This window comes from uncultured Anaerococcus sp., assembly GCF_963512375.1.
In the GTDB taxonomy this organism is placed as follows: domain Bacteria; phylum Bacillota; class Clostridia; order Tissierellales; family Peptoniphilaceae; genus Anaerococcus.
Genome location: NZ_CAUPMI010000004.1, coordinates 72,906 through 97,853 on the forward strand (window position 1 = coordinate 72,906; position 24,948 = coordinate 97,853).

General features: G+C 38.7%; 26 protein-coding genes. 24 read left to right on the top strand and 2 right to left on the bottom strand.

The features are described 5' to 3' along the window. Positions 1-65 precede the first annotated feature (65 nt). From RRB46_RS02965 to RRB46_RS03015, 11 genes are all read left to right on the top strand, one after another. Positions 66-1,373 (top strand): radical SAM protein, encoded by a 1,308-nt coding sequence (locus RRB46_RS02965; protein ID WP_311537427.1) that lies wholly within the window; start codon positions 66-68, stop codon positions 1,371-1,373. Then, on the top strand, positions 1,366-2,772 hold the full coding sequence (locus RRB46_RS02970) for an aminoacyl-histidine dipeptidase (protein WP_311537428.1): 1,407 nt from the start codon (positions 1,366-1,368) through the stop codon (positions 2,770-2,772). Before RRB46_RS02965 ends, RRB46_RS02970 begins: the two co-directional genes overlap by 8 nt. A gap of 129 nt (positions 2,773-2,901) precedes the next feature. After that, entirely contained in the window at positions 2,902-3,168 is a 267-nt protein-coding gene (locus RRB46_RS02975; RefSeq protein ID WP_296126905.1) for an HPr family phosphocarrier protein, read from the top strand. A gap of 156 nt (positions 3,169-3,324) precedes the next feature. Further along, positions 3,325-4,056, top strand: coding sequence for a Fe-S cluster assembly ATPase SufC (gene sufC, locus RRB46_RS02980; RefSeq protein WP_106461457.1), 732 nt, complete (start codon positions 3,325-3,327; stop codon positions 4,054-4,056). A 1-nt stretch (position 4,057) separates the two neighbouring features. Beyond that, entirely contained in the window at positions 4,058-5,470 is a 1,413-nt protein-coding gene (sufB, locus tag RRB46_RS02985) for a Fe-S cluster assembly protein SufB (protein WP_106461458.1), read from the top strand. Then, positions 5,470-6,513, top strand: a complete 1,044-nt coding sequence (locus RRB46_RS02990) for a SufD family Fe-S cluster assembly protein (protein WP_311537429.1) — start codon at positions 5,470-5,472, stop codon at positions 6,511-6,513. Before sufB ends, RRB46_RS02990 begins: the two co-directional genes overlap by 1 nt. Before the next feature lies 1 nt (position 6,514). Beyond that, a complete protein-coding gene (locus tag RRB46_RS02995) occupies positions 6,515-7,735 on the top strand; it encodes a cysteine desulfurase (RefSeq protein ID WP_311537430.1) in 1,221 nt (406 codons plus the stop codon). Further along, positions 7,735-8,166, top strand: coding sequence for a Fe-S cluster assembly sulfur transfer protein SufU (sufU, locus tag RRB46_RS03000; protein ID WP_311537431.1), 432 nt, complete (start codon positions 7,735-7,737; stop codon positions 8,164-8,166). Before RRB46_RS02995 ends, sufU begins: the two co-directional genes overlap by 1 nt. Further along, positions 8,153-8,338, top strand: coding sequence for a hypothetical protein (locus RRB46_RS03005; protein ID WP_311537432.1), 186 nt, complete (start codon positions 8,153-8,155; stop codon positions 8,336-8,338). The genes sufU and RRB46_RS03005 overlap by 14 nt, the downstream gene beginning before the upstream one ends. 87 nt (positions 8,339-8,425) lie before the next feature. Then, positions 8,426-8,674, top strand: coding sequence for a type II toxin-antitoxin system Phd/YefM family antitoxin (locus tag RRB46_RS03010; protein WP_311537433.1), 249 nt, complete (start codon positions 8,426-8,428; stop codon positions 8,672-8,674). Beyond that, positions 8,675-8,908 carry a Txe/YoeB family addiction module toxin gene (locus RRB46_RS03015; RefSeq protein WP_297689776.1) on the top strand — a complete coding sequence of 78 codons (234 nt, stop codon included), beginning with the start codon at positions 8,675-8,677 and terminating at the stop codon, positions 8,906-8,908. It begins immediately after the preceding gene. Between the two features lie 455 nt (positions 8,909-9,363). Here RRB46_RS03015 and RRB46_RS03020 read toward each other — a convergent pair whose 3' ends face one another. Together RRB46_RS03020 and RRB46_RS03025 are read right to left on the bottom strand one after the other, a co-directional pair. Continuing rightward, positions 9,364-9,609: a hypothetical protein gene (locus RRB46_RS03020; RefSeq protein ID WP_297689774.1), complete on the bottom strand. Its 246-nt coding sequence runs from the start codon at positions 9,607-9,609 to the stop codon at positions 9,364-9,366. After that, entirely contained in the window at positions 9,599-10,090 is a 492-nt protein-coding gene (locus tag RRB46_RS03025; RefSeq protein WP_311537434.1) for a dihydrofolate reductase, read from the bottom strand. Before RRB46_RS03025 ends, RRB46_RS03020 begins: the two co-directional genes overlap by 11 nt. 72 nt (positions 10,091-10,162) lie before the next feature. Between RRB46_RS03025 and RRB46_RS03030 the strand changes: the two genes are divergently transcribed. The 13 genes from RRB46_RS03030 (at position 10,163) to RRB46_RS03090 (ending at position 24,764) form a co-directional block, all read left to right on the top strand. Continuing rightward, positions 10,163-10,720, top strand: coding sequence for a chromate transporter (locus tag RRB46_RS03030; RefSeq protein ID WP_311537435.1), 558 nt, complete (start codon positions 10,163-10,165; stop codon positions 10,718-10,720). Then, positions 10,710-11,264: a chromate transporter gene (locus RRB46_RS03035; protein ID WP_311537436.1), complete on the top strand. Its 555-nt coding sequence runs from the start codon at positions 10,710-10,712 to the stop codon at positions 11,262-11,264. Before RRB46_RS03030 ends, RRB46_RS03035 begins: the two co-directional genes overlap by 11 nt. A 244-nt stretch (positions 11,265-11,508) precedes the next feature. Next, on the top strand, positions 11,509-12,513 hold the full coding sequence (locus RRB46_RS03040; RefSeq protein WP_311537437.1) for a LacI family DNA-binding transcriptional regulator: 1,005 nt from the start codon (positions 11,509-11,511) through the stop codon (positions 12,511-12,513). Between the two features lie 67 nt (positions 12,514-12,580). Continuing rightward, the gene (gene uxuA, locus RRB46_RS03045) at positions 12,581-13,651 is read left to right on the top strand and encodes a mannonate dehydratase (protein WP_106461470.1); all 1,071 of its coding nucleotides are present in this window, start codon (positions 12,581-12,583) and stop codon (positions 13,649-13,651) included. 63 nt (positions 13,652-13,714) lie between these two features. Next, on the top strand, positions 13,715-15,127 hold the full coding sequence (uxaC, locus tag RRB46_RS03050) for a glucuronate isomerase (protein WP_311537438.1): 1,413 nt from the start codon (positions 13,715-13,717) through the stop codon (positions 15,125-15,127). 66 nt (positions 15,128-15,193) lie between these two features. Next, entirely contained in the window at positions 15,194-15,820 is a 627-nt protein-coding gene (locus tag RRB46_RS03055) for a bifunctional 2-keto-4-hydroxyglutarate aldolase/2-keto-3-deoxy-6-phosphogluconate aldolase (RefSeq protein WP_311537439.1), read from the top strand. Further along, positions 15,820-16,845, top strand: coding sequence for a sugar kinase (locus tag RRB46_RS03060; protein WP_296126872.1), 1,026 nt, complete (start codon positions 15,820-15,822; stop codon positions 16,843-16,845). The genes RRB46_RS03055 and RRB46_RS03060 overlap by 1 nt, the downstream gene beginning before the upstream one ends. Positions 16,846-17,042: 197 nt before the next feature. Continuing rightward, positions 17,043-18,212, top strand: coding sequence for a Gfo/Idh/MocA family protein (locus tag RRB46_RS03065; protein WP_296126870.1), 1,170 nt, complete (start codon positions 17,043-17,045; stop codon positions 18,210-18,212). 4 nt (positions 18,213-18,216) lie between these two features. Continuing rightward, positions 18,217-19,242: a Gfo/Idh/MocA family oxidoreductase gene (locus RRB46_RS03070; protein WP_311537440.1), complete on the top strand. Its 1,026-nt coding sequence runs from the start codon at positions 18,217-18,219 to the stop codon at positions 19,240-19,242. After that, complete coding sequence (locus RRB46_RS03075) at positions 19,235-20,089, top strand: sugar phosphate isomerase/epimerase (RefSeq protein WP_311537441.1); 855 nt, start codon at positions 19,235-19,237, stop codon at positions 20,087-20,089. The genes RRB46_RS03070 and RRB46_RS03075 overlap by 8 nt, the downstream gene beginning before the upstream one ends. Then, positions 20,089-21,177: a Gfo/Idh/MocA family oxidoreductase gene (locus RRB46_RS03080; RefSeq protein ID WP_311537442.1), complete on the top strand. Its 1,089-nt coding sequence runs from the start codon at positions 20,089-20,091 to the stop codon at positions 21,175-21,177. The genes RRB46_RS03075 and RRB46_RS03080 overlap by 1 nt, the downstream gene beginning before the upstream one ends. Positions 21,178-21,192: 15 nt before the next feature. Beyond that, a complete protein-coding gene (locus tag RRB46_RS03085; protein WP_296126862.1) occupies positions 21,193-22,578 on the top strand; it encodes an MFS transporter in 1,386 nt (461 codons plus the stop codon). 74 nt (positions 22,579-22,652) lie between these two features. Continuing rightward, positions 22,653-24,764 (top strand): glycoside hydrolase family 3 N-terminal domain-containing protein, encoded by a 2,112-nt coding sequence (locus RRB46_RS03090; RefSeq protein WP_311537443.1) that lies wholly within the window; start codon positions 22,653-22,655, stop codon positions 24,762-24,764. Positions 24,765-24,948 lie beyond the last annotated feature (184 nt).

Here is a 24,948-nt window from a genome sequence, read left to right on the forward strand (position 1 = left end):
TATTCAAAAAGACTTGGCTATTTGATTGGCCTGGTCTTTTTTTGAATATTTTGTATAATTTTCCTATGAAGATAAAATTAGAAGATAAAAGTAAAAGAAAAATCGTATATGATATCCTAAATATATTTTTTGACCACCAGGATATAAATTTCACCGAGGATGATTTTGACCTTGCAATTGGCAATGGAGAAATTATTTATAAGGGCAAGTCCCATCCATATGCTGATAAGAAGGACCTTAAGGCAAATCTTTATGAAATCTTATCAGCCCTTACAGGCTACAAGTCACCCTGGGGGACTCTTACAGGATCAAAGCCCTCCAAGCTTTTAAAGGCCAAGAGTCTTTCAGAAATAAAAGAGACCTACAAGGTCTCAGATGAGAAAATTAGGCTTTTGGCTGATGTAAAAAGCGAGCAAGAAAGGCTATCCTTTGATGAGAAAGCCTTTAGCCTTTATATAAATATCCCCTTCTGTCCGACCAGGTGTGATTATTGCTCCTATCCGACTTTAGTTGGTCCCCACCACGATAGGGGAGCCTATGTGGAATATTTGATAAGAGAAATTGAGGAAATCAAGCTTCCAGGGGCTCTTGATTCAATTTATATAGGTGGGGGCACTCCTTCCTTTTTGAGGGCGGATGAGATTATCAAAATGCTTGCCGCCATTAATAATAAATTTACCTACCAGGAGTTTACCTTTGAGGCTGGCAGGGAAGATACCCTTGATAAGGCCAAGCTTGAACTCCTAAAGGCAGGAGGAATTGGTAGGATTTCCCTAAATCCTCAGACCTTTAATAAAAATATCCTGAAAACTCTCAACAGGCCCTATGATTATAATCATTTCCTAAATATTTATAAAAAGGCAAGAGACCTTGGTTTTATAATAAATATGGACTTTATAATCGGTCTAGAAGGAGAAAGTTCAAAAGATTTTGCCAAGAATTTTAAAATCCTAGGAGAACTCTTACCGGATAATATCACCTTCCACGCCCTTTCCATAAAATCTGGATCTAAATATAAGGAAAGGGATATAGGAGGTGAGAGGGACCAAGCCCTTATAATTTCAGAAATGATCGATGACTTTACAAGAAAATTTTCCTACAAGCCCTACTATCTTTATAGGCAAAAAAATATAGTCTCTAACCTTGAAAATGTCGGTTATCAAAGAAATAATACATCTCAGAGGTATAATATAATTATTAATGAAGAAGTCTCAAATATTATTGGCCTAGGCATGAATGCCAATTCCAAGCTTAAAAATGGAAATAAATTCAGAAATCCTAGAAATTTAAGAGATTATTACCAGGATTTTGATGAGATTTTAAGGGCCAAAAATATGATGATTAATCAATATTTGGAGGATATAAATGGATAAAGCTTATTCAGATTATGTATTTAAATTTTTTAGACAACTAGCAGAAATTCCTAGAGAAAGCGGCAATGAAAAGGAAGTATCTGACTTTCTTGTAAATTTTGCCAAGGAAAGAAAGCTAGAAGTAAGCCAAGATGAGGCCCTAAATGTGATTATTAGAAAGCCTGCATCAAAAGGCTACGAAGACCACCCAATAGTTGCCCTCCAAGGCCACATGGATATGGTTTGTGTAAAAGTTGAGGGATCTGATCACGATTTTGAAAAAGACCCTATCAAGCTAATTGAAAAAGATGGCTGGATTACAGCTGATGGCACAACTCTAGGGGCAGATGATGGTATAGGTGTTGCCTTTATCATGGCTGTCTTAGACGATGATTCCCTAAAACATGGTCCAATCGAGGCAATTATTACAACAGAAGAAGAAACCTCAATGGGTGGTGCAGGCAGACTTGACCTTAGCCAAATTACTGCCAAATACCTAATTAACATAGATTCTGAGGAAGAAGGAATCCTAACTGTAGGTTGTGCAGGTGGTCTTGACCTTGAAGTAAATTTCCCTAAAGAATATGAAGAGGCCCAAGGAGACTTTGTAGAAGTAGGCCTAAAGGGCTTTGCAGGTGGCCATTCAGGTATGGAAATAGATGAATTTAGGCTAAATGCTATAAAAACCCTAGCTCGCCTTATCCAAGGAATTGATGGCCTACAAATTGCAAGGGCAAATGGTGGAGTTAAGAGAAATGCCATCCCATCAGCAGCAAGCGCTGTATTTGCTGTAGCTAATAGGGATGAAGCTATAAAGCTAATCAATGAGAGAATTGCAGAGGTTAGAAACGAATACAAGGATGTAGATCCAGATGGGGAAATTTGGGTAAAAGAAGCTAATTTTGATGGCAAGGTCCTAAGCAAAGACCTTTCAAATAGAATTATTGACTTTTTATACACAATCCACGATGGTCTATATAAAAAGGTAGACGGATCAATTGTTACAAGCTCAAACCTTGGACTATTAGAAGACAGGGAAGATTCAATCTTTGTAAACCTCATGAATAGGTCAGAAATCGACTCTCAAAAAGAAGATTGGGCCAAAAAACAAGCCCTCCTTGTAGAATACTTTGGCGGCAAAGCTGAAGTTGTAAGTGAATATTCTGGCTGGCAAAGGGAAGATTCCCCAATAATCGACCTTGCAAAAGAAGTGTGGAAGGACGTTCACGGAGATGAAATGCAAGTTTCTACTACCCACGGTGGCCTAGAATGCGGACTTTTCAAAAAGACCCTCAAGGATACAGAGATGATTTCCTTCGGTCCTGATATAGAAGGTGCCCACTCACCAGCAGAAAGGGTAAATATAGAATCAGTAGCAAATAACTACAAATTCTTAGTAGAATTACTCGAAAGAATTTAATTAAATTAGCAATAGCTGAAATCTGCAAGGGTTTCAGCTATATTTAAATATTTTATAAAATCGTTTGCAAATTAACAAAAATCGAGTATCCTTATATTAGGGAAAAGAATATATGACGAAGGAGGTATCATGTACGAACAAAGAGTAACGCTTTCAAATGAAATTGGTTTACATGCTAGACCAGCATCCATATTTATAAGACAAGCCGTTCAATTTCCTTGTGATATAAGTGTCGAAAAAGCAGGCAGGTCATACAATGCCAAGTCTATCATGTCAGTTCTGAGCATGAGTGCTTCTAAAGGCGATGACATTATCATAAGAGCAGAAGGCGATGAAGAAGAAGAAGCCGTTAAATCGCTAATAGATTTAATAGAAAATAAGCTAAATAACTATTAGCATACAAATACTTACTTACTAACAAGCATCAAGACGAGCAAGGGCTCGTTTTTTTGTGCCCTTTGGGGTATTGTGATTAGTGGAAGTTTATTGATAATCCCTAGTAAAAAGGTATGATTTAAGAGTAGAAAAAAAGAGAAGTATAAAGAGGTAGATATGACTGAATTATTAAAAATAGAAAATCTTCACGTTTCAGCGAAAGATAAAGATATATTAAAGGGTATTGACCTTAAGGTAGGAAAGGGCGAGGTCCACGTAGTCATGGGGGCTAATGGATCAGGTAAATCAACCCTTATGAATGCCATCATGGCCAATCCTATTTATGAAGTAAAGGAAGGAAAGATTTATTTTGAAGGCGAAGATATAACAGATCTTAGCGTTGATAAGAGGGCTAGACTTGGTATCTTTATGTCCTTCCAACACCCAGATGAGATTCCTGGTGTAAAATTATCAGACTTTCTAAGAATTTCTGAAGAGCAAATCACAGGATCTAAGCCAAAAATCCTTGCCTTCAATAAAAAATTACAAAAAGAGATGGAAGACCTTAAGCTTGATGATTCTTATGCCAATAGGTATGTAAATGTAGGCTTTTCTGGTGGTGAGAGAAAGAAATCAGAAATCCTACAAATGCAAATGTTAAGTCCAAAGCTTGCCCTCCTTGATGAGACAGACTCAGGTCTTGATGTCGATGCGGTAAGGATTGTATCAAAGGGTATAGAAGATTTCCTAGATGGGGAAAAATCTGTTATAATTATTACCCACCACAGGGAAATTTTGGCCAATATCAAGGCTGACTATGTTCACATTCTAAAAGATGGCAAGATCAAATATTCAGGCGGAGATGACCTAATGGATAGGATCGAAGCTGAAGGATACGAATGGGTGTAATATGAAAGAAATCAATATTGAAGACCAACTAAAGGATATTGACCGCGGTTATTATGACTTTTTCAACGAATTTATCTATTCAGATATAACTGAAAAGGGACTTAATGCCGATATAGTCAACGAAATATCCGATAAGAAAAATGAACCAGAATGGATGAGAAAGAGAAGATTAAAGTCTCTTGAAATATTTGAAAAGACTCCAAACCCTTCTTGGGGACCAGACCTATCTGAGCTTGATATGGCAGATATCACAACATACGTCAAGCCACCAACAGATAAGAAAACTGCCTGGGAAGCCCTACCAGAAGATATCAAAGATACCTTCGATAGGCTTGGAATCCCACAAGCTGAGCAGGAATCTCTTGCTGGTGTAGGTGCCCAATACGATAGTGAGGAAGTTTACCACTCTATCCAAAAACACCTAGAAGACCAGGGAGTAATCTTCATGGACTTCACCTCAGCTATTAGAGAGCATGAAGACCTAGTCAAAAAATATTTCCAAAAGGCAATCCCACCTACACTTCACAAGTATGCAGCCCTTCACGGTGCTGTTTGGTCAGGTGGTTCCCTAATTTATGTTCCAGAAGGAGTAAAGGTAGATATTCCTCTCCAATCCTACTACAGGCTAAATGCCCCAGGAGCTGGCCAATTTGAACACACAATGATAATAGCAGAAGATAATTCTAGGGTTCACTTCATAGAAGGATGTTCTGCGCCAAAATACAATGTCGTAAACCTACACGCAGGTTCTGTAGAAATCTTTGTCGGCAAAAATGCCGAAGTAAGGTTCTCAACTATAGAAAACTGGTCAAGGAATATGTACAACCTAAATACCAAACGTGCCATAATCCAAGAAGGCGGCAAGATGATTTGGGTATCAGGATCCTTTGGATCAAAGGTATCCATGCTTTATCCAACTTCAGTCCTTGCTGGTAGAAAGGCTAGGGCAGAATACACAGGTATTACCTTTGCAGGTGATGGACAATATATAGACAATGGTTGCTCTATGATTCACCTTGCCCCAGAAACCTATTCAACAGCCCTAACCAAGTCAATTACAGCAGGCAATGGTAAGTCCATGACCCGTTCCCTAGTTGAAATGAGGAAAAACTCAGCCGGTTCAAAATCAACCGTAGACTGTGAAAACCTCATGATTTCAGAAGGTTCCCAGTCAGATACCATACCAGTGCTTGATATTAGAAATGACGATGTAGACTGCGGCCACGAGGCAAAAATCGGATCCATTGACCAAAGCCAGGTATTTTACCTAATGAGCAGGGGAATTCCTGAAGATGAGGCCAAGTCAATGATAGTAAGAGGTTTTGCAGAGCCAGTATCAAAGCTCTTGCCTCTAGAATATGCAGTTGAGATGAATAATCTAATCGATATGGAACTTGAAGGAGCAAACGGCTGATGACAAAGATAAATCAAATGAGACAGCCAACTTGGGCCTACCTAGGACTAAATTCGGCTGATTATGAATTAGTAGAAATAGAAAAAATTCCTTTTGAAAATGCAAACTCAGAAGGAAGCTTAGATAAAGTAGATGCAGCTTTTGCAGAAGAAATCTACGGCCTAAGCGATGAAATAAAAAAAGAAAACAGAGATTTTAGAAATTATTATAAGGCTTACGACATCAAGGATAAAAAGGATACAGAATTTATTCATTTCAAGCTTGATGATGACAATAATATCCTAGTTTCTGCCATAGATATAAATGCAGGAAGGGATTCTGAGTCTTCCTTCTTGGTCGATTTCTCTGACCAAGGGGCAGAAAAAGCCTTTATCAACTCACAAATAAGGGTAAATCTTGAGGAAGATTCTAAGGTGAAATTAGTAGTCCTAGTTAATTTATTAAGCCAGGCTACAAACCTTAATTCCATAGCCACAAGACTTGGAGATAGGGCAGAGCTTGATATAACCTATATAGAAATAGGGGCAAGCCAATCTATGGTCAACATCAGAAATATCCTAAGAGGCCATGAGGCCAAGGTCATAGAAGATGGTATTTACTTCAAATCCAAGGAAGAATACCTAGACCTAATGGCTGTAAATGAACACTACGGCCTAGAGACAGATTCTTCTGCCCTCTTTAACGGGGCCCTAAAGGAAAAAGCTGAAAAGAACTTTAAGGGCATAGTAGATTTAAGACGTGGATGTACCAAGGCAGATGGCAAGATAGGAGATTATTCTATGATGCTATCAGACCAAGTCATCAACAAGTCTGCCCCAATCCTTCTCAATGAAGAAAGAGAAGTAGCAGGCAAGCATGCCGCAAGCGTGGGCAGGATGAACAGGGAAATGCTCTTTTACATCATGAGCCGTGGCTTTAGCAAAAAGCAAGCAGAATCAATGATGCTAGAGGCAAACTTTGCCCCTGCCATAGATAAAATTGAGGATGAAGATCTAAGAAATCACATCAAAGACCAAGTCCACAAGCTAAATAGCAGGCATTAATATGGATATAGAAAAAATTAGAAATGACTTTTCCTACCTTGACTCAAAAAAGGTAGGAAAGGATGTAATCTACCTAGATACAGCAGCAACTAGCCAAAAACCTAACAGGGTCATAGAAGCTGTTGATGCTTATTATAAGTACAAAAACGCCAATCCCCACAGGGGAGCCCACTATTTGTCATGGGTCGCCACAGAGGCCTATGAAAATGGCAGGGATGTAATCAAGAAATTTATAAATGCAGGATCAAGGAATGAGATAGTCTACACAAAGACCACAACCGAAGCCCTAAATCTCTTGGCCTATTCCTATGGCCTAGACAATCTAAAGGCAGGCGATGAGATCCTAATCACAATCCTAGAGCACCACGCCAATCTCGTTCCTTGGCAAATGGTAGCCAAGGCTACAGGGGCAAGGCTAGTCTATGCCTACCTTAAGGAAGATGCTTCTCTTGATTATGACGATTTAAAAGCAAAGATAAACTATAAGACAAAAATTGTCTCCATAACAGGAGCCTCAAATGTCACAGGCGAGATTATAGATGTCAAAAAAATAATTGCCTGGGCTAAGGAAGTGGGAGCTACAACTATAGTAGATGCAGCCCAACTAATTGCCCACAAGAAGGTCGATGTAAGAGATTTAGATTGTGATTTCCTAGTCTTTTCAGGCCATAAAATCTACGCTCCAATGGGCATAGGCGTCCTTTATGGCAAGGCTGACCTTTTAGATAAGATGAAGCCTTTTAATCTAGGCGGAGATATGATAGAATATGTCTATGAAGATTATTCAACTTTTGCAAAAGCACCCCTCAAATTTGAGGCGGGCACACCAAATGTTGGTGGGGTAATAGGTCTGGTTGAAGCTATAAAATATGTAGAAGAAATCGGCATGGATCAAATCCACGCCCACGAGATGGAATTAACAGAATATGCCTATGACCTAATTAAGGACATAGAAAATATAAAGCTAGTCCACCCAAAATCTGCCGAAGAAGGAGCCCTAATCTCCTTCACCTTCACAGATATCCACCCACACGACATATCCTCAATCCTTGATAGCAAGGGAATAGCAGTAAGAAGCGGCCACCACTGCGCCATGCCACTTCACACCTATCTTGGCATAAGCTCCACAGCCCGTGCCTCCTTTGCCATTTACAACACCAGGGAAGAGGTTGAAATCTTTGCAAAAGAGCTTAGAAATGTAAGAAAGGTAATGGGACTATAATGGATATGCAAGAAATCTATAGTCAGATAATCCTAGATCATTCAAGAAACCAAGCCAACAAGCATGACCTAGAAAATCCTGACATCAAAGAAGACGGCCACAACCCATCTTGTGGCGACGAGATAGTATTACAATTAAAATTAGATGGGGATAAAATCGTAGATGCATCCTTCACAGGCGATGGTTGTGCCATAAGCCAGGCAGCCACATCAGTAATGTGTGACATGCTAATAGGTAAAACTAAAGAACAGGCTGACAAGATGGCAGACATCTACCAAAGGATGATCAAAAGAGAAGATGTGACAGACGAAGAGCTAGAAGAATTAGAAGATGCAGTAGCCTTCCAAAACATCAGAAACATGCCACAAAGGGTAAACTGTGCTCTTTTGTCATGGAACACCCTAAGGGCAGTCTTAGATGAAGAAAAATAAGCTAGAAAACCTAGAATTCATCACATCCCTAATCACAGCAGGCCTAGTCTACATCCTTTGTTTCCTCCAATACAAAAAGGAAAACAAATTTTGGTGGCTAATCCTAATAGTAGCCCTCCTAATGAGTGCTAATGCTTATGTAAAATACAAAAAAACCAAGGCTGAGAACTAAAAGTTCTTGGCTTTTTTTATCTTTACCTCTTATAAAACATGGGGTACAAACATAAAAAGCGTACGTTATTTATAAAAGGAGGACAGGATGGATAAGGTAAATGTATCAAATTTTAGGAAAGACCTTTATAATATAGTAAAAAGAACAACCATGTACAATGAGGTTGTAAACATTACTAGTAAGGATGGAAATGCTGTTTTAATCAGCGAAGAAGATTATAATAATTTGCTCGCAACATTAGAGATAAAGCTAAATGATAAGTTAAATCAAAAAATCCTAGAAGGCCTAGCTACACCCCTAGATGAGTGCCTAAGCGAAGAAGAGCTAGCTTGGTAGATGTATAAAATTGTCTATACCAAGAAAGCTATTGGAGATATTAAAAAACTAAAGCAAGCAAAGCTTGATACAAAAACAAAAAATCTAATAGACCTAATAAAAGAGAATCCCTACCAAAGACCGCCATCTTATGAGAAACTTTTAGGTGACCTAAAAGGAGCCTATTCAAGGAGAATAAATATCAAACATAGACTGGTCTATCAAGTTTATGAAGAAGATAAGATAATAAAATAATTTCCATGTGGTCGAATTATGAATTTAATTGAGTTTAAATGATAATTTGGCTTAGGTCCAAGTTTGAATTTATGATATAATATTTATGAAAAACAAGATGGTTTCCTAATAAAAAGGAGCAGTATGGAAACTTTAAATATGCTTAAGTTCGTATTGTTAGTTATAACAATTATTAAAGAGCTTTTAAGTTTAGTAGAAATGGTCTTAAGTATTTTAAATAAAATAGACTAAGATTAAAAAATCAAGAAACGAGTTAAGTTTTTAGTCAGTAAATGGGTAATCAGGGACCTCCTAAAAATAATGTTAGTAAGATTTACGCTTGTTCTTAGCTCTACTTGATAAAATTAATTTATAAGATATAATACAAATGAATGTTTAAGTAACCATACTTAAGATAGGAAAACCTGATTAAGCCTATCAAAAAGGCCAGCTATTTATCTAGCTGGTCTTTTGCTTTATAAAAATTCTACTTCTGATTCGCCAATAACGATAGATGGGACTCCTGCCCTGTGGGCGGCTCTTACTTCTTTGTAGCCATCTAATGTATCCCTATATTTTAGGAATAGCTTAAGGCTAGGCATGGATGAGGTGATATTTACCATGTCGTATTCTGCGTATTTTTCTGGGTTTTCCTTGGCTTCTGCTAGGATGTTTGCACAATCTGGGCAGAGGTCGCTTACAAAAAGTATCTTATCTTTCATTTTTTATCCTTTCATACTCTACATATTTAAAGCTAAGTCCATTTTCAAACATTGGCTTAGATTCGCTTTTTATCCTAAAATTAGGATCTGTATCGAAATTGTGAAGGAAAATTTCTGCAGGCCTTGTGGCATCAATCTTTGTAATGATGGCTCCATCGCAATAATCTATAAGCAGGTCTACAAGCTCAGCCCCTCCGATTAAGAAAACCTCCTTATCAAGATCTTTTACATAAGAAAGAAGGCTAGCTATGTCATTAAAGACCCTAGCACCATCTCTTTTTAGATTTTTATCCCTGGATAAAATCAGATTTTCCCTACCTGGTAGGGCCCTGCCCATTGAATCAAAGGTCTTTCTTCCCATAATTAAAACCGATCCCATGGTCGTATTTTTAAAGTGGGCAAGGTCTGTCTTTATATCGTAAAGCATCTTATTATCCTTGCCTATGGCCCAATTTTTATCAACTGCTAAAATTACCTTCATAATCCCTCCGCCTTATTTATACCCAAGAAAGATAGAAAATAAATAGTAAAATGTAAGAAGAAAGAGGTAAAAATGAAAAATAAATTATGGCAAATCTTTAAGTCAACCTTTTATCTTTCAGCCTTCACCTTTGGAGGCGGTTATGTAATCATTACCCTAATGAAAGATAGTTTTGTAGATAAATTAAAATGGATAGATGAAGAGCAAATGCTTGATATGACAGCCATAGCCCAGTCGGCTCCAGGAGCTGTAGCAATCAATGCATCTGTGGTTGTAGGCTATGAAATAGGAGGGATCCCTGGCATGGTCGTCGCAATTCTTGGCACAAGCCTACCACCCCTTATAATCATATCGGTAATTTCCATGTTTTATCAGGCCTTCATCTCAAATATTTATATAGCAACCTTTCTAAAGGGCATGCAGGCAGCCATTGCCGCCCTGATTTTTAAGGTATCTTACGACATGACTAAGGATATCCTAAAAGAAGGGTCAAAAATTGCCCCAATCATAATGGTGGCAGCCTTTATCGCAGCCTTTATTTTTAAGGTCAATATTGTCTATATCATCTTAAGTTTGATTATACTTGGTACTATCAGCTCAATTGTGGGAAGGAGGACCCATGCTTCTTAAATTATTTATAAGCTTTATAAAAATCGGCCTCTTCTCCTTCGGGGGAGGCTACGCAGCCCTACCACTCATCCAACAAGAGGTAGTGGTAGAAAATGCCTGGCTAGGGGCAAGTGAGTTTAACGACCTAATTACAATTAGCCAAATGACTCCAGGCCCTATTGCTATAAACTCCGCAAGCTTTGTAGGGACAAGGGTTGCAGGACTTGCAGGAGCGATTGTAGCCACAGCAGGCTGTATCCTGCCATCGGCAATAATTGTGGGTATTCTCTCATATTTTTACAAAAAATACAAGGACCTGGCTCTGATAGAAAATATCCTAAAATACCTAAGGCCAGCCATAGTAGTAATGATCCTAATAGCAGGCATAGACATAGGAAAAACCGCCCTCTTTGGCGAAGCAGCCCCAGATTTGGCAAGTTTTGATATAAAAATGCTAGGAATATTTATAGGTTCACTAATAATAATGTTAAAAAAAGACCTAGACCCTATAAAAGTAATGCTAGCAGGTGGGGCAGCCTATTTGCTCTTGACCTTGGTCATTTAATTAAAATTTATAAGATTTTTTGATAAAACGGCAAAATTTTTGCCGTTTTTGTCTTTATCTAATTGTTTTTTGGGTATAAAGATAATGAATACGATTGTAAGCTCGGCTTAATTTTTAAATTTTTAAAGATTTTTTTAAATATCTATTGACAAGAGCGTTTTCATCGTATATACTTTTAATTGAGGATACCTGTAAGCGGTTACATTTTATTTTCAAGATGCAAGAATTTTTGAAAGAGGGAATAATGGATATTTACGATATTGCTGAAAAATCAGGTTATTCTACTGCTACAGTTTCTAGGGTGATTAATAATTCGGCAAATGTAAGTGATAAGGCTAGGAGGATTATTGAGGAGATTATCAAGGAATCTGGCTATAAACCTAATAGGGTTGCAAGATCCCTTGCCAAGAAATCTACCCAGCTGATTGGGATTATGGTGCCTGATATCAGGGGCTATTTTGAATCACAATCAGCCTATGAACTGGAAAAGATTTTGACTGATAAGGGTTACACTACGATTTTATGTGTGACGACTGATGAGCTTAGTAGAAAGCTTGCCTACCTTGATGTTTTGATTGAAAATCAGGTTGAGGCTATTATCGGAGTCGGTTCTACCTACGAAGAAGATAAGTTTTATAAGGAACTTTCTGAATTATCCAACGATATTCCGACAGCTTTATTGAATGTTGTTAGTAGGGATAGGGTTGATTCTATTGTCAATGTCTATATTGACGAAGCTGATGCTATGGATAAGACTGTGGGGCTTTTACATAGGACTTCTTGTAAGAAGATTCTTTATGTATCCCTTGATACTGGCTTTACTTCTAGGTCGTATCTAGCTAAGAAGGCTGGTTTTATGGAAGCCCTTGGTAAGTATTATGGATCTATTGATTTCCATGAGTTTAAGATTAGAAACTTTGATAAGGATTTTGATAAGCTAATTATTTTCCTTAAGGAAAACCCTACTTTTGATGCTATCCAATTTGAGCTTGATAGCCTGGCAGTTGTGGCTTATAAGCATCTGGCTAAGGAAGGTTTTAAGATTCCTGAAGATTTGGCCCTTATCGGTTTTGATAATATCCAGGCGACTAATTACACTAACCAAGCTATTACTTCTGTTGACCAAAGGATTAGCGACCAGGTTAATTTTGCAGTAGATAATTTGATGAAGCTTTTAGGAAATGATGATTCAGCCAATACTAATATTGTTTTAAAGGCTAAACTTGTTGAAAAAGAGACGACTATTTGATTTTGTTATATTTAAGTCTTAGGACTTTTATTATAAATTGTGCTTAGGTTAAAGGAGGAGAACACCTATGAAAATGACATTTAGACACTATGGTAACGATGATCCTATATCATTAGAGTATATCGCTCAAATTCCAGGCGTTACTGGGGTTATGGTGATGATGAATGAATGGGAAGCAGGAGAAGTTTGGGAGAAGGATGTCTTCCAGGAATATGTTGACAAATGCCATGCAGTAGGGCTTGAATGTGAGATTATCGAGTCTATCAACGTTCACGAAGATATCAAGATGGGTCTTCCAAGTCGTGATAAGTATATCGAAAATTACAAACAGTCCCTAAGAAATGTCGCTGCTTGTGGAGTTAAGACAGTAATTTACAACTTCATGCCAGTATTTGACTGGGTTAAGACAGAGCTTTACAAGGTTCTTCCAGATGGATCAAATACCCTAGCTTTTGACCAAGCCAAGGTAGAAGGCCTAAGCCCACGTGATATGGTTAATGAAATCCTTGATGGAGCTGGAAACTTCGAGCTTCCTGGTTGGGAACCAGAAAGACTTGCCCAATTAGAGGAAGTTTTAGATAAATATAAGGACATCGACGAAGATAAACTAAGAGAAAACTACAAATATTTCCTTGAAGGAATCATCCCAACATGTGAAGAAGTAGGCATCAAGATGGCTGTTCACCCAGATGATCCAGCTTGGCCAATCTTTGATATTCCAAGAATCACATCTACTCCAGAAGATCTAGAAAAAATCGTAAACCTAGTAGATAGCCCATCAAATACACTTTGTATCTGTACAGGTTCCCTAGGATCTAGAGTAGAAAATAATGTTGCTGAAATAATTGCTGACTTTACCAAGAGAGGAAAAGTTGGGGCAATCCACGCTAGAAACATCAAATTTACTGGCGAAAAACAATTCTACGAATCAGCTCACCTTTCTAAGTGCGGTTCTCTAGATATGTATGAAATAATGAAAGCCCTTCATGACAATGGCTTTGACGGCTACCTAAGACCAGACCACGGCAGAATGATCTGGGGTGAAGAGGGTAGAGCAGGCTACGGCTTATATGATAGAGCCCTTGGTGTTGCTTACCTAAACGGTCTATGGGAAGCCTTAGATAAAAAAGATAGATAAAGCAAAGTAACTAGGCCCTTGGCCTAGGACTTTGAATGTAAAAATATAAGAAAGCGAGGTCTTATGAAGAAATTTTTAGATGATAATTTTATGATTCAAAATGAATTTGGCCAAAATCTTTATCATAAATATGCCAAAGATATGCCAATATTCGACTTCCACTGCCACCTAGAGGCTCAGGAAATTTATGAAAACAAAAACCTTCCATCAATTACTTACGCTTGGCTTGGTGGAGACCACTACAAGTGGAGAGTAATGAGAGCCAATGGTATTGATGAAAAATACATCACAGGCGATGCAGATGATTTTGCAAAATTTGAAAAATATGCAGAAATCATGCCAAAGCTAATAGGTAACCCAATCTACCACTGGACCCACCTAGAGCTTAAAAACTACTTCGGCATAGACTATCCACTAAATAAGGATAATGCAAGAGAGGTATTTGATAAGTGTAATGAGCTTCTTGCCAAAGATGAATATAGACCAAGAGGCCTAATAGAGATGAGCAATGTAGCCGCAGTTTGTACAACAAATGATCCAGCAGAAGAGCTCAAATATCACAAACTTTTAGCAGAAGATGAAAGCTTTAAGGTAAAGGTAATACCTGCTTATAGACCAGACAATGCTCTTTATATAGAAAAAGAAGGCTTTGCAGATTATATCAAGAAACTTTCTGATGTATCAGGTATTGAAATTAAAAACTACACAGACATCAAAAAAGCCCTTGTAAATAGGATGGAATATTTTAAAGAACTAGGCTGTATGGCTTCAGACCAAGCCTTTGCCTTTATTCCTTACAAGAGAGCAAGCGAAGAAGAGCTTAATGAGATAGTAGAAAAGAAACTTTCTGGAAAGAATGTTTGCCCTGAATGCGAAGAAAAATACAAGACAGAAATGGCTATTTTCCTAGCAAAAGAATACAAAAAACTTGACTGGGCAATGGAAATCCACGTAGGCGTTATCAGAAATAACTCTAAAGTGTTATTTGATAAGCTTGGAGCAGATGTGGGTGGAGATGCACAAAACGACCTAGCTTATGCAGAAAATTATGCAAATCTTCTTTCAGCCTTTGAAGAAAATGACGGCCTACCAAGACTCTTGGTCTTCCCACTAAATCCAAAGGACAACTACCCAATAGCAACAGTTGGCGGATCCTTCAACAGGGCCAATGACAATGGCATGCAAGATGTCCAACTTGGTACAGCTTGGTGGCATCTAGACCACAAAGAAGGCATGATTGAGCAAATGAAAGTCTTCTCATCAGTAGGAGTTCTTGCAAACTTTGTAGGCATGCTTACAGACTCAAGGTCCTTCCTATCATATCCAAGACACGAATACTTTAGACGCATCCTATGTGACTTTGTAGGTGGCCTAGTAGAGCGTGGTGAATATCCAGCCGATGAAGAATTTTTAGGCAAGATGATAGAAGATATTTGCTATAACAACGCAATCAAATTTATAAAAATAGACTTATAAAAAGGCAAGGGCCTTTGCCAGGAAAAAAGACAAAAGCCTTTAGAAAATAAAAATAAAGGAGTATATATGAGTAAAATTCAAACAATTTCAAGAGTTCTAGAACTAGGAATAGTTCCAGTAGTAAGAGCAGAATCAGCAGACCAAGCAATAGAGTTTTGTAAGGGACTTTTAGATGGTGGAATCAACACACTTGAAGTAACCTTTACAATTCCAAATGCTATAGAAGTATTCCAAAGAATCCAAAAGGAACTTCCAGCTGATACATTACTTGGAGCAGGTACAGTTCTAGATCCAACAACAGCAAGACTAGCAATAATGAACGGAGCTAAATTTATAGTTTCTCCATCCTTTGACAAAGAAGTTGCAAAAATGTGTAACATCTACAACATCCCTTACATGCCAGGATGCGTAACACCAGCAGAAATGCTTGAAGCATATAAATACGGAGTAGACATCATCAAACTATTCCCAGGATCACTTCCAGGACCATCATATGTAAAAGCAATCCACGGCCCATACCCACACTTCCAAATCATGCCAACAGGCGGTGTAAGCCTTGAAAACATCAAAGACTGGTTTGATGCAGGCGTAGTAGCAGTAGGAGCAGGATCAAACCTAGTTAAGGGCAGCAGAGAAGAAATAGCACAAAAATCAAGAGAATATTTAGAAAAAATTGCGGAGGTAAGAAAATAATGAGTAAAAAAGTAGTAACACTTGGCGAGATAATGCTAAGACTTTCAACACCAGGATATGAGAGATTTGTACAAGCAAATAGCTTTGATGCTATCTATGGTGGTGGAGAAGCAAACGTAGCAGTTTCACTAGCAAACTATGGTTTTGATGCATACTTTGTAACAAAACTTCCAACACACGAAATCGGACAAGCAGCAGTAAACTCCCTCAGAAGATACGGCGTAAACACAAACTACATCGTAAGAGGCGGGGACAGAGTTGGTATCTACTACTCAGAAACAGGTGCTTCATCAAGACCATCAAAGGTAATCTATGACAGAAGCAACTCTGCAATAGCTGAAGCAAAGGCAAGCGAATTTGACTTTAAGGAAATCTTTAAAGATGCTAAATGGTTCCACACATCAGGAATCACACCAGCAATTTCAAAAGAAGGTGCAGAAATCACAAAAGAAGCAATGAAGGCTGCTAAGGCTGCAGGTGCAAAGGTATCAATCGACCTTAACTACAGGGCTAAACTATGGACACCAGAAGAAGCTCAAAAGGTAATGAGAGATTTAATGCAATATGTAGACGTATGTATAGGAAACGAAGAAGACGCATCCCTATCACTAGGCTTTACACCAAAGGGACTAGATGTAACAAGCGGTAAGCTAGATGTAGAGGCATATCACGAAATCTTCAAACAAATGAAAGAAGAATTCGGCTTTGAAATGATCGCATCAAGCTTAAGAGAATCATACTCAGCATCTGATAACGGCTGGTCAGCCCTAATCTATGATGGCAAAGACTTCCACCAAGCTCCACAATACGATGTAAGAATCGTAGACAGAGTAGGCGGCGGCGATAGCTTTGCAGCAGGACTAATCACAGGCCTACTAGATGGCAAAACTCCAGCAGATGCCCTTGACTTTGGTGTAGCAGCATCAGCTCTAAAACACACAATCAAAGGCGACTACAACCACATGTCTAGAGAAGAAGTAGAAGTACTTGTAGGTGGAGACACATCAGGAAGAGTTCAAAGATAAGATAAAAAGGAAATGAGGGATCTTCCCTCGGAATAAGATAAAATCTAAAAAAGATAAGATTTGGATTTTATCAGATAATAGGCAAACTTAGGGAGGGCAGTCCCCTCCCTATCTTTACAAAATATTGGCAAACGCTTTCGTAAGATAAAAACGATTGGCATATATTACTTATCATTAAAGAAAAAAAGGAGAAATAAATGGCAGATAGAAAATTAAAATTCGGAATCATTGGTTTTGGTACAGAAGGTTCAATGTATGGTAACTTCATCTCAAAAGATATGGTACCAAATGTAGAAGTAACAGCAGTATGTGATATAGACAAAGAAAAACTTGAAAAAGCTAAGGAGCTTTTCCCAGAAGCAGCAATGTTTGAAGACTATAGAGAAATGATAGATTCAGGACTTGTAGAAGGAATCGTAACCTGCGTACCTCACTATCTTCACCCAGAAATGGCAATCTATGGCCTAGAGCATGGAGTAAATGTCCTAAATGAAAAACCAGCAGGCGTTTATACCAAACAAGTAAAAGAACTAAACGAAGTAGCTAAGAAATCTGACAAGGCTTATGCTCTATTTTTCAACCAAAGAACAAATCCACTTTACAGAAAATTAAAGGAAATTCTAGATTCTGGAGAACTAGGCCCAATCAGAAGAACAAACTGGATCATCACAACCTGGTGGAGACCAGATGCTTATTACAAACAATCTGAATGGAGAGCAACCTGGGGTGGCGAAGGTGGTGGAGTCCTTGTAAACCAAGCACCACACCAATTAGACCTAATCCAATGGATGACAGGTGCACCAGACAGGGTATACTCAAGCGTACACTACGGCTACCAAAGAGACATAGTAGTAGATGACCAAGTACACTTCATAATGGAATATGATGATGGAAGAACAGGCGTATTTGTAACAAACACCAACGAAATCATCGGCACAGACAGACTAGAAATCGTATGTGACGGCGGAAAAATCGTAGTAGATGACTCTAAAAAGGCTACAATCTACAGACTAAAAGAAACAGAAAATGACCTAAACGCAAGAATGACTATAGAAGATGTAAGAATGCTCTTTGCAGGTCAAATGAAATTTGATGACCTCTATGATGTAGAAGTAATCGAAGAAAACTCAGTTTGGGGCGGCCAACACTGTGAAGTAATGAGAAACTTTGCGGCTCACATCCTAGACGGTGAAGAGCTTCTAGCAAATGGAGCAGAAGGAATCAACGGCGTAAGACTAGCAAATGCAGTTCACCTATCAAGCTGGTTAGGCGAGCCTGTAAGCGTAAAAGACTTTGACGATGATAAGTACCTAGAGCTTTTAAACGAAAAAATTAGAGAAGAAGGAAAATTCGAAGAAAGAAAGTAAGACTATGCTAAAAGTTGGAGTAATTGGACTAGGGACAGTATCTCCCATCCACCTACACTCAATAAATCAATCGCCACACGCAAGACTTGCAGCGGTTTGTGATATAGATACAGACCTTGCCAAAAAAAAGTGTGATGCCACTCATTGTGACATCACACCAATCTATAGCGATTATAAGGAAATGATAGATAAGGAAGATTTGGATGTAGTTCACATCTGCCTTCCTCACTATCTCCACGCGCAGGTTTCTAAATATGCCCTAGATAAAGGCCTTCACGTATTTTGCGAAAAGCCGGTAGATATTGGCTATAAAGAAACAAAAGACCTCTATGATCACTATATGAAATACAAGGGCAAGCAAAAACTTGGTATCTGCTTTCAAAACCGCTACAACAACACAGTGGTAAAACTAAAAGAAGAACTTGAAAAAAACAAAGAAGAAGTATTTGCAGTAAAAGGCTTAGTTACCTGGTTTAGAGACATGGCTTATTATAAGCAGGCCCCATGGAGAGGCACAAAAAAGGAAGCTGGAGCTGGGGTAATAATCAACCAAGCCATCCACACCCTAGACCTCATGTCCTATGTGACAGGCAAGGATTGGAAAAGCCTAACAGCCACCTTATCGAAGTTGATGAATAAGGATATCGAAGTAGAAGATACAGCAAGTGCCTTTATCAAATACGAAGACGGGGTAAACGGCTTATTTATAGCAACAAACGCCTACTCAATTACAGATTCAATAGAGCTTCAAGTAATATCACAAAAGCAAAAATACACTATCAAAGAAAACAGACTATTTGACAGAAACTTAAATTTGCTAGCAGAAGATGATAAATCAGACCAAACCAAGGACTACTACGGGGCAGGTCATGAAAAGCTAATCAACAAATTTTATGAGGCAATCATAAATGACACAGATGATTATTGCGACCTAGCCGATGCTATGGAAACCATGCAAATCATCCAAGCAATGATAGATTCATCAGAAACTGGCAAGGAAATAAAGAAAGAGGACATAGTAAATGACTAAAATCGGAGTACAAGCGTCAACAGTAGTTGATGCATTCAAGGAAATTGGACCTTACGAAACCTTCAAAAAACTTAACGAAATCGGCTACAAATCAGTAGAGGTATCACAAGTTGAAACAAGCAAGGAAAATATTGACCAAATAATAAGAGCCTGCAAGGACTTTGACATGGAAGTAGCTTCAATGTCAGCAGCAGTAGAGTCAATGTTTCCTGGCCAAGAATCTTTAGACAATGACTTTGACAAAATCGTAGCAGATTGTAAGGCAGTAGGCACAGACCTACTAAGAATAGGCATGCTTCCATTTGATAAGATGGCAAGCCTAGAAAAAGCAATCGAATTTGCCAAAAAAGCCAACGACTTTGCCCTTAAATTAAAAGAAGAAGGAATCAAGCTTTACTACCACAACCACCATGTAGAATTTGTAAGATATGACGGCAAATATCTCCTAGATATCATAGCAGAAAATGCTCCAGAGCTAGGCTTTGAGCTAGATGTTCACTGGGTACAAAGAGGTGGAGAAAATCCTGTAAATATCCTAAAGAAATACGCAGGCAAGGTAGAACTAGTCCACCTAAAAGACTATGAAGTAATGCCACTAACCATGGAAGATGTAGACTTATTAAGGACAGACATGGAAGCCTTCAGACTTGCCTTTGACAACAGGGTAAGATTTGCCCCACTAGGCCAAGGATCACTTCCACTTAAAGAATGTGCAGACCAAGCAATAGCATCAGGTTGTAGATATCTTTTAGTAGAACAAGACTCATCCTATGGCAGAGATCCATTTAAGGAACTAAAAATCTCTTATGACTGGCTAGTAGCAAATGGCTATGGAGACCTATTCTAATGGCAGTAAATAAAAAAGACGGCATGAACTACGCCCCAGTCGGCAAGGCTAATAGGGTAGTAGAAGATGGCAAGTTTAAGGTAGCAGTAGCTGCCTTAGACCATGGCCACATCTATGGCATGTGCAATGGCCTTAAAGAAGCTGGAGCAAATATAGTTTATGTCTATGACAAAGACCCTAAAAAAATCGAAGAATTTAGAGAAAAATTTCCAGAAGCTAAGCCAGTTGACTCACTTGATATAATCCTAGAAGACCCAGAAATAAATATGGTAGCAGCAGCGGCCATACCAAATCTAAGGAGTGCCCTAGGTAATAAAGTCATGAGGGCAGGCAAGGATTATTTCACAGACAAGACCGGTTTTACAAGCCTAGACCAACTAGCAGAAACTAAAAAAGTATATGAAGAAACAGGCAAGAGATACTTTGTCTACTTCTCAGAAAGACTCCACGTAGAAGGAGCAATCCTTGCAGGAGAATTAATCAAAGAAGGAAGGATTGGAAAAGTCCTCCAGGTAACAGGCTTTGGCCCACACAGCCTAAATAAGGAAAGCCGTCCAGATTGGTTCTTCAAAAAAGAAGAGTACGGCGGAATCCTAGCAGACATAGGAAGCCACCAAATCGAACAATTTTTATATTACACTGGCAACGAAGATGCAAAGGTCATCTCAGCCAAGGTAGCAAATTATAATAATCCTGATACACCAGAGCTAGAAGACTACGGCGATGCGACCCTAGTAGGTGAAAATGGAGCAACCTTCTTCTACAAGGTCCACTGGTTTAGCCCAAAAGGCCTTTCAACTTGGGGAGATGGCAGGACCTTCATCACAGGCACAAAGGGTTATATAGAAGTTAGAAAATACACAAATGTAGGCGAAGAAGCCACAGGTGACCATGTATTTGTAGTAGATGAAAATGGTGAAGAGCACATAAGAGCCAATGGCAAAGCAGGCTTCCCATTCTTCGGGGAAATGATTCTAGATTCTCTAAATGGCACAGAAAACGCCATGACCCAAGAGCATATATTCAAGGCCCAAGAGCTTTGCTTGCTATGCCAAGACCAAGCAGAAATTATTAAAGCGAACTTATAAAAAAGAGGGGATATTATGAATAAAAATATAAAGCCTTTTGGCATTAAGGATAAGATAGGCTATGCAGCCGGTGATATCGGTAATAACTTTACCTTTACTTTAGTATCATCCTTTCTTATGTTATTTTATACAGACGTATGGGGTATAGAACCAGCCACAGTTGGTACCCTTTTCGTAGTAGCAAGGATAGTAGATGCCTTCACAGACGTAGGCATGGGAACAATCGTAGATAGGTTTGCCGGCAATAAGGACGGTAAATTTAGACCATTTATTAAATGGGGAGCCATACCAGTATCAGTAGCAGGCTTCTTGCTTTTCCAATCAGGACTTAAAGACCTTCCTTATGGCACAAAATTAATAGTAATGTATGCAACCTACCTATTATGGGGTTCATTCTGCTACACCTTTATCAACATTCCTTATGGCTCAATGGCATCAGCCATCACACCAGATGCTGACCAAAGAACAGAACTTTCAACATTTAGAACTCTTGGTGCAACCATAGCTGGTCTTATAATAGGCTTTGTAACACCTTACCTAATCTATAAAAAAGTAGCTGGCCAACCAGACATGCTCCTTGCAGATAGGTTCCCACTAGTAGCAGGACTTTACGGAGTCATAGCAGTATTAGCATATTTCCTATGCTATAAGTTCGTAACAGAAAGAGTGGACATAGCTAGAGAATCTGGCGGTAAAAAGGAAAACCCACTAGCAGGCATAGGCAATGTAATCAACAAGAGATCTCTCTTATCAGTAATCGTTGTATCAATATGCCTCCTCTTAGGAATGCTATTAATCGGTTCAATGAATGCTTATGTTTATAGAAACTATTTTGAAAACTCAACAGGTATGCAATTAGCAGGCCTTGTAACAACAGTACCAATGTTATTTACAGCGCCAATGGCAATGAAACTTGGCCAAAAAATTGGTAAAAAAGAAGCAACAGTCATAGGACTTATAACATCAGGTGCTATCTACCTATTACTTTTCCTAGTAAAGGTAAAGAATATGTATGTATTCCTAGCAGGAACAGCCTTAGCTTATGTTTTCCTAGGAATCTTCAACACCCTAACTTGGGCAATGATTACAGACGTAATAGATGATCTAGAAATTAAAAATGGAGTAAGAGATGACGGTAAAGTCTATGCAATCTACTCCTTTGCTAGAAAATTAGGCCAAGCTTTTGCAGGTGGTCTAGGTGGTTATGCCCTATCTGCAGTTGGTTATGTAAAGGGAGCAGAAGTACAAACAGCAGCAGTAAACTTAGGAATTTACAACAGCGCAACCCTAATCCCAGCTATAGCTCTATTATTAGGCGGACTAGTAGTCTTATTCTTATATCCACTAAATAAAAAAGAAGTTGAAAAGAATAATAAATACCTAAGCGAAAAGAGAGATTAAAAAAATTGACCTCCTATTGGGCCCAGCCCTTTCTGGGGGTCTTTTTTCAAAAAATAAACAAGAAAGGAAGTCATATGAAAAGACAACCAAAACTAGAAACTAGAAGTAAACAAATCCTAGAAGTAGAAGGCCTAAAATTTAAAGACCTAAATGACAATGGTATTCTCGATCCATATGAAGATTGGAGATTAGATTCAGAAACAAGGGCAAGAGATCTTGCAAACAGGATGACTGCAGAAGAGCTTGCTGGAAACATGGTAATAAAAAGCCAAAGAATGGGTCTAGCCCAAGAAGATAAGTCAAAAACAAGCCACGATGGCATCCTAGATGAAGAAGTATACGAAGATAAAAACATCTTTATCGGTCAAATAAACCACGGTTCAACCAAACACATCAAGGAAATGGGCCTTAGACACTTCATCCTAAGAGAAAACTTCTCAGAAGAAGACATAGCAAGATGGGTCAATGCCCTAAATGAAGTGGCAGAAGAAAGCCGCCTAGGAATCCCAGTAATAATTGCTTCAAATTCAAGAAACGAAAATGCTGAAAGAACCTTCGGAATGAACGATGCAGTAGGAGTATTTACAACCTACCCATCAACCCTAGGCCTTGCTGCAGTATATCTTGGAGATAAGGCAAGAAATTACCATCCAGATGGGGACTATGACTATTCAATCTTTAAAGAATTCGGCGAGATAGCAAGAGATGAATGGAAATATTCAGGCCTTAGAAAAGGCTATATGTACATGCTAGATACAGCCACAGACCCTAGATGGCAAAGATTTTATGGAACCTTCGGTGAAGATGTAGAATTAATCACAAAAGCAGGCGAAGACTTATTAGATGCTTTCCAAGGCGAAGAATTAAACGAAGAATCAGTAGCCATGACCATGAAGCACTTCCCAGGTGGAGGAGCAAGAGAAAACGGCTTTGACCCTCACTATGCAGAAGGTAAATTTAACGTTTATAGGACACCAGGCTCTCTAGAAAAATACCATATGCCACCATTTAAGGCAGCAGTAGATAAAAATGTATCATCAATCATGCCTTACTACTCAATCCCAGCCCACGAAAAATCAGCAGTACAAAACTACAAGGGCAAGAGGATTCCATTTGAGCCAGTAGGCTTCGCCTTTAATGAATATTTCATCCAAAATATCCTAAGAGAAGACATGGGCTTTAAAGGCTACATCAACTCAGACTCAGGTATCCTAGATAACATGGCATGGGGAGTAATGCACCTTGAAAAACAAGACCGTGCTGCCTATGCAGTAAATAATGGTGTAGATTTAATCTCAGACACCAACGAAAGCCACTGGATAATCCAGGCCTACGATGAAGGTAAAATCTCCCACGAAAGACTAGTAGAAGCAAACGTAAGACTATTAAAGGAAATGTTTGACCTAGGACTCTTTGATGAAAAAACTTACGTAGACCCAGCTAAGGCAAAAGAAATCGTAAGAGATGAGAAAAACCTAGAAAAGGCCTACTCAGCCCACCAAAGATCTGTAGTATTATTAAAAAATAAAGAAAATGCTCTTCCACTAAAGGAAAAAACAAAATTATACTTCGACTACCTCCACAAGGAAGCCGACAAGGCAGAAACCTACAGAAATGAAGCTTTAAAAGAATTAAAAGATAGGGATGACATCATCCTAGTAGAAAGCCCAGAAGAAGCTCAAGCAATCTTTGTTCAAATCACACCAAAATCAGGCAACTACTTTAGCGCAACCCCAGGCCTTCTAGAACTAGACCTATGCGAAGAAAAAACAAACAAAGCCCTAGACGGCTCAGAATACACAGAAACAACAGTAGCAAATATAGGAAAGCTTGAAAAATATAGAAAGCTAGCAGACAAAAACGGAGCAAAATTAATAGTATCAGTCAACTCAACCATGCCATGGCTATTAGAAAATGCAGAAAAATATGCAGACGTTCTTCTAGCAAACTTCGAAACCTTCATCCCAGCCCAAGTAGATGTATTAATAGGCAAATTTGCCCCAACAGGCAAACTACCATTCACCTTCCCTAAAAACGAAGCGGTCCTAGCAGTAGATGAAAATGGAATCTGTGCATCTCCAAACGACGTCCCAGGCTACGACAAACACAAATACATGAAAGAAACCTACGCCTACAAAGACGAGCTAGGCAACGAATACAAACTAGGCTACGGCCTAAGCTACTAAAAAAAGCCTGGCAAAGCCCAGGCCTACATAGGGAGTGAGATTAAGTAGACTAAAGAAAAATAATAAATAAGATATTAAATCACTAAGAACAAGCCTACTCATATACGAAGTAATCCGCTATATCAAAGAAGATTTTTGAAAAAAATCTTCCCCTTTCGCCCTCCGCTAAGGAGCTGCTTGTGGG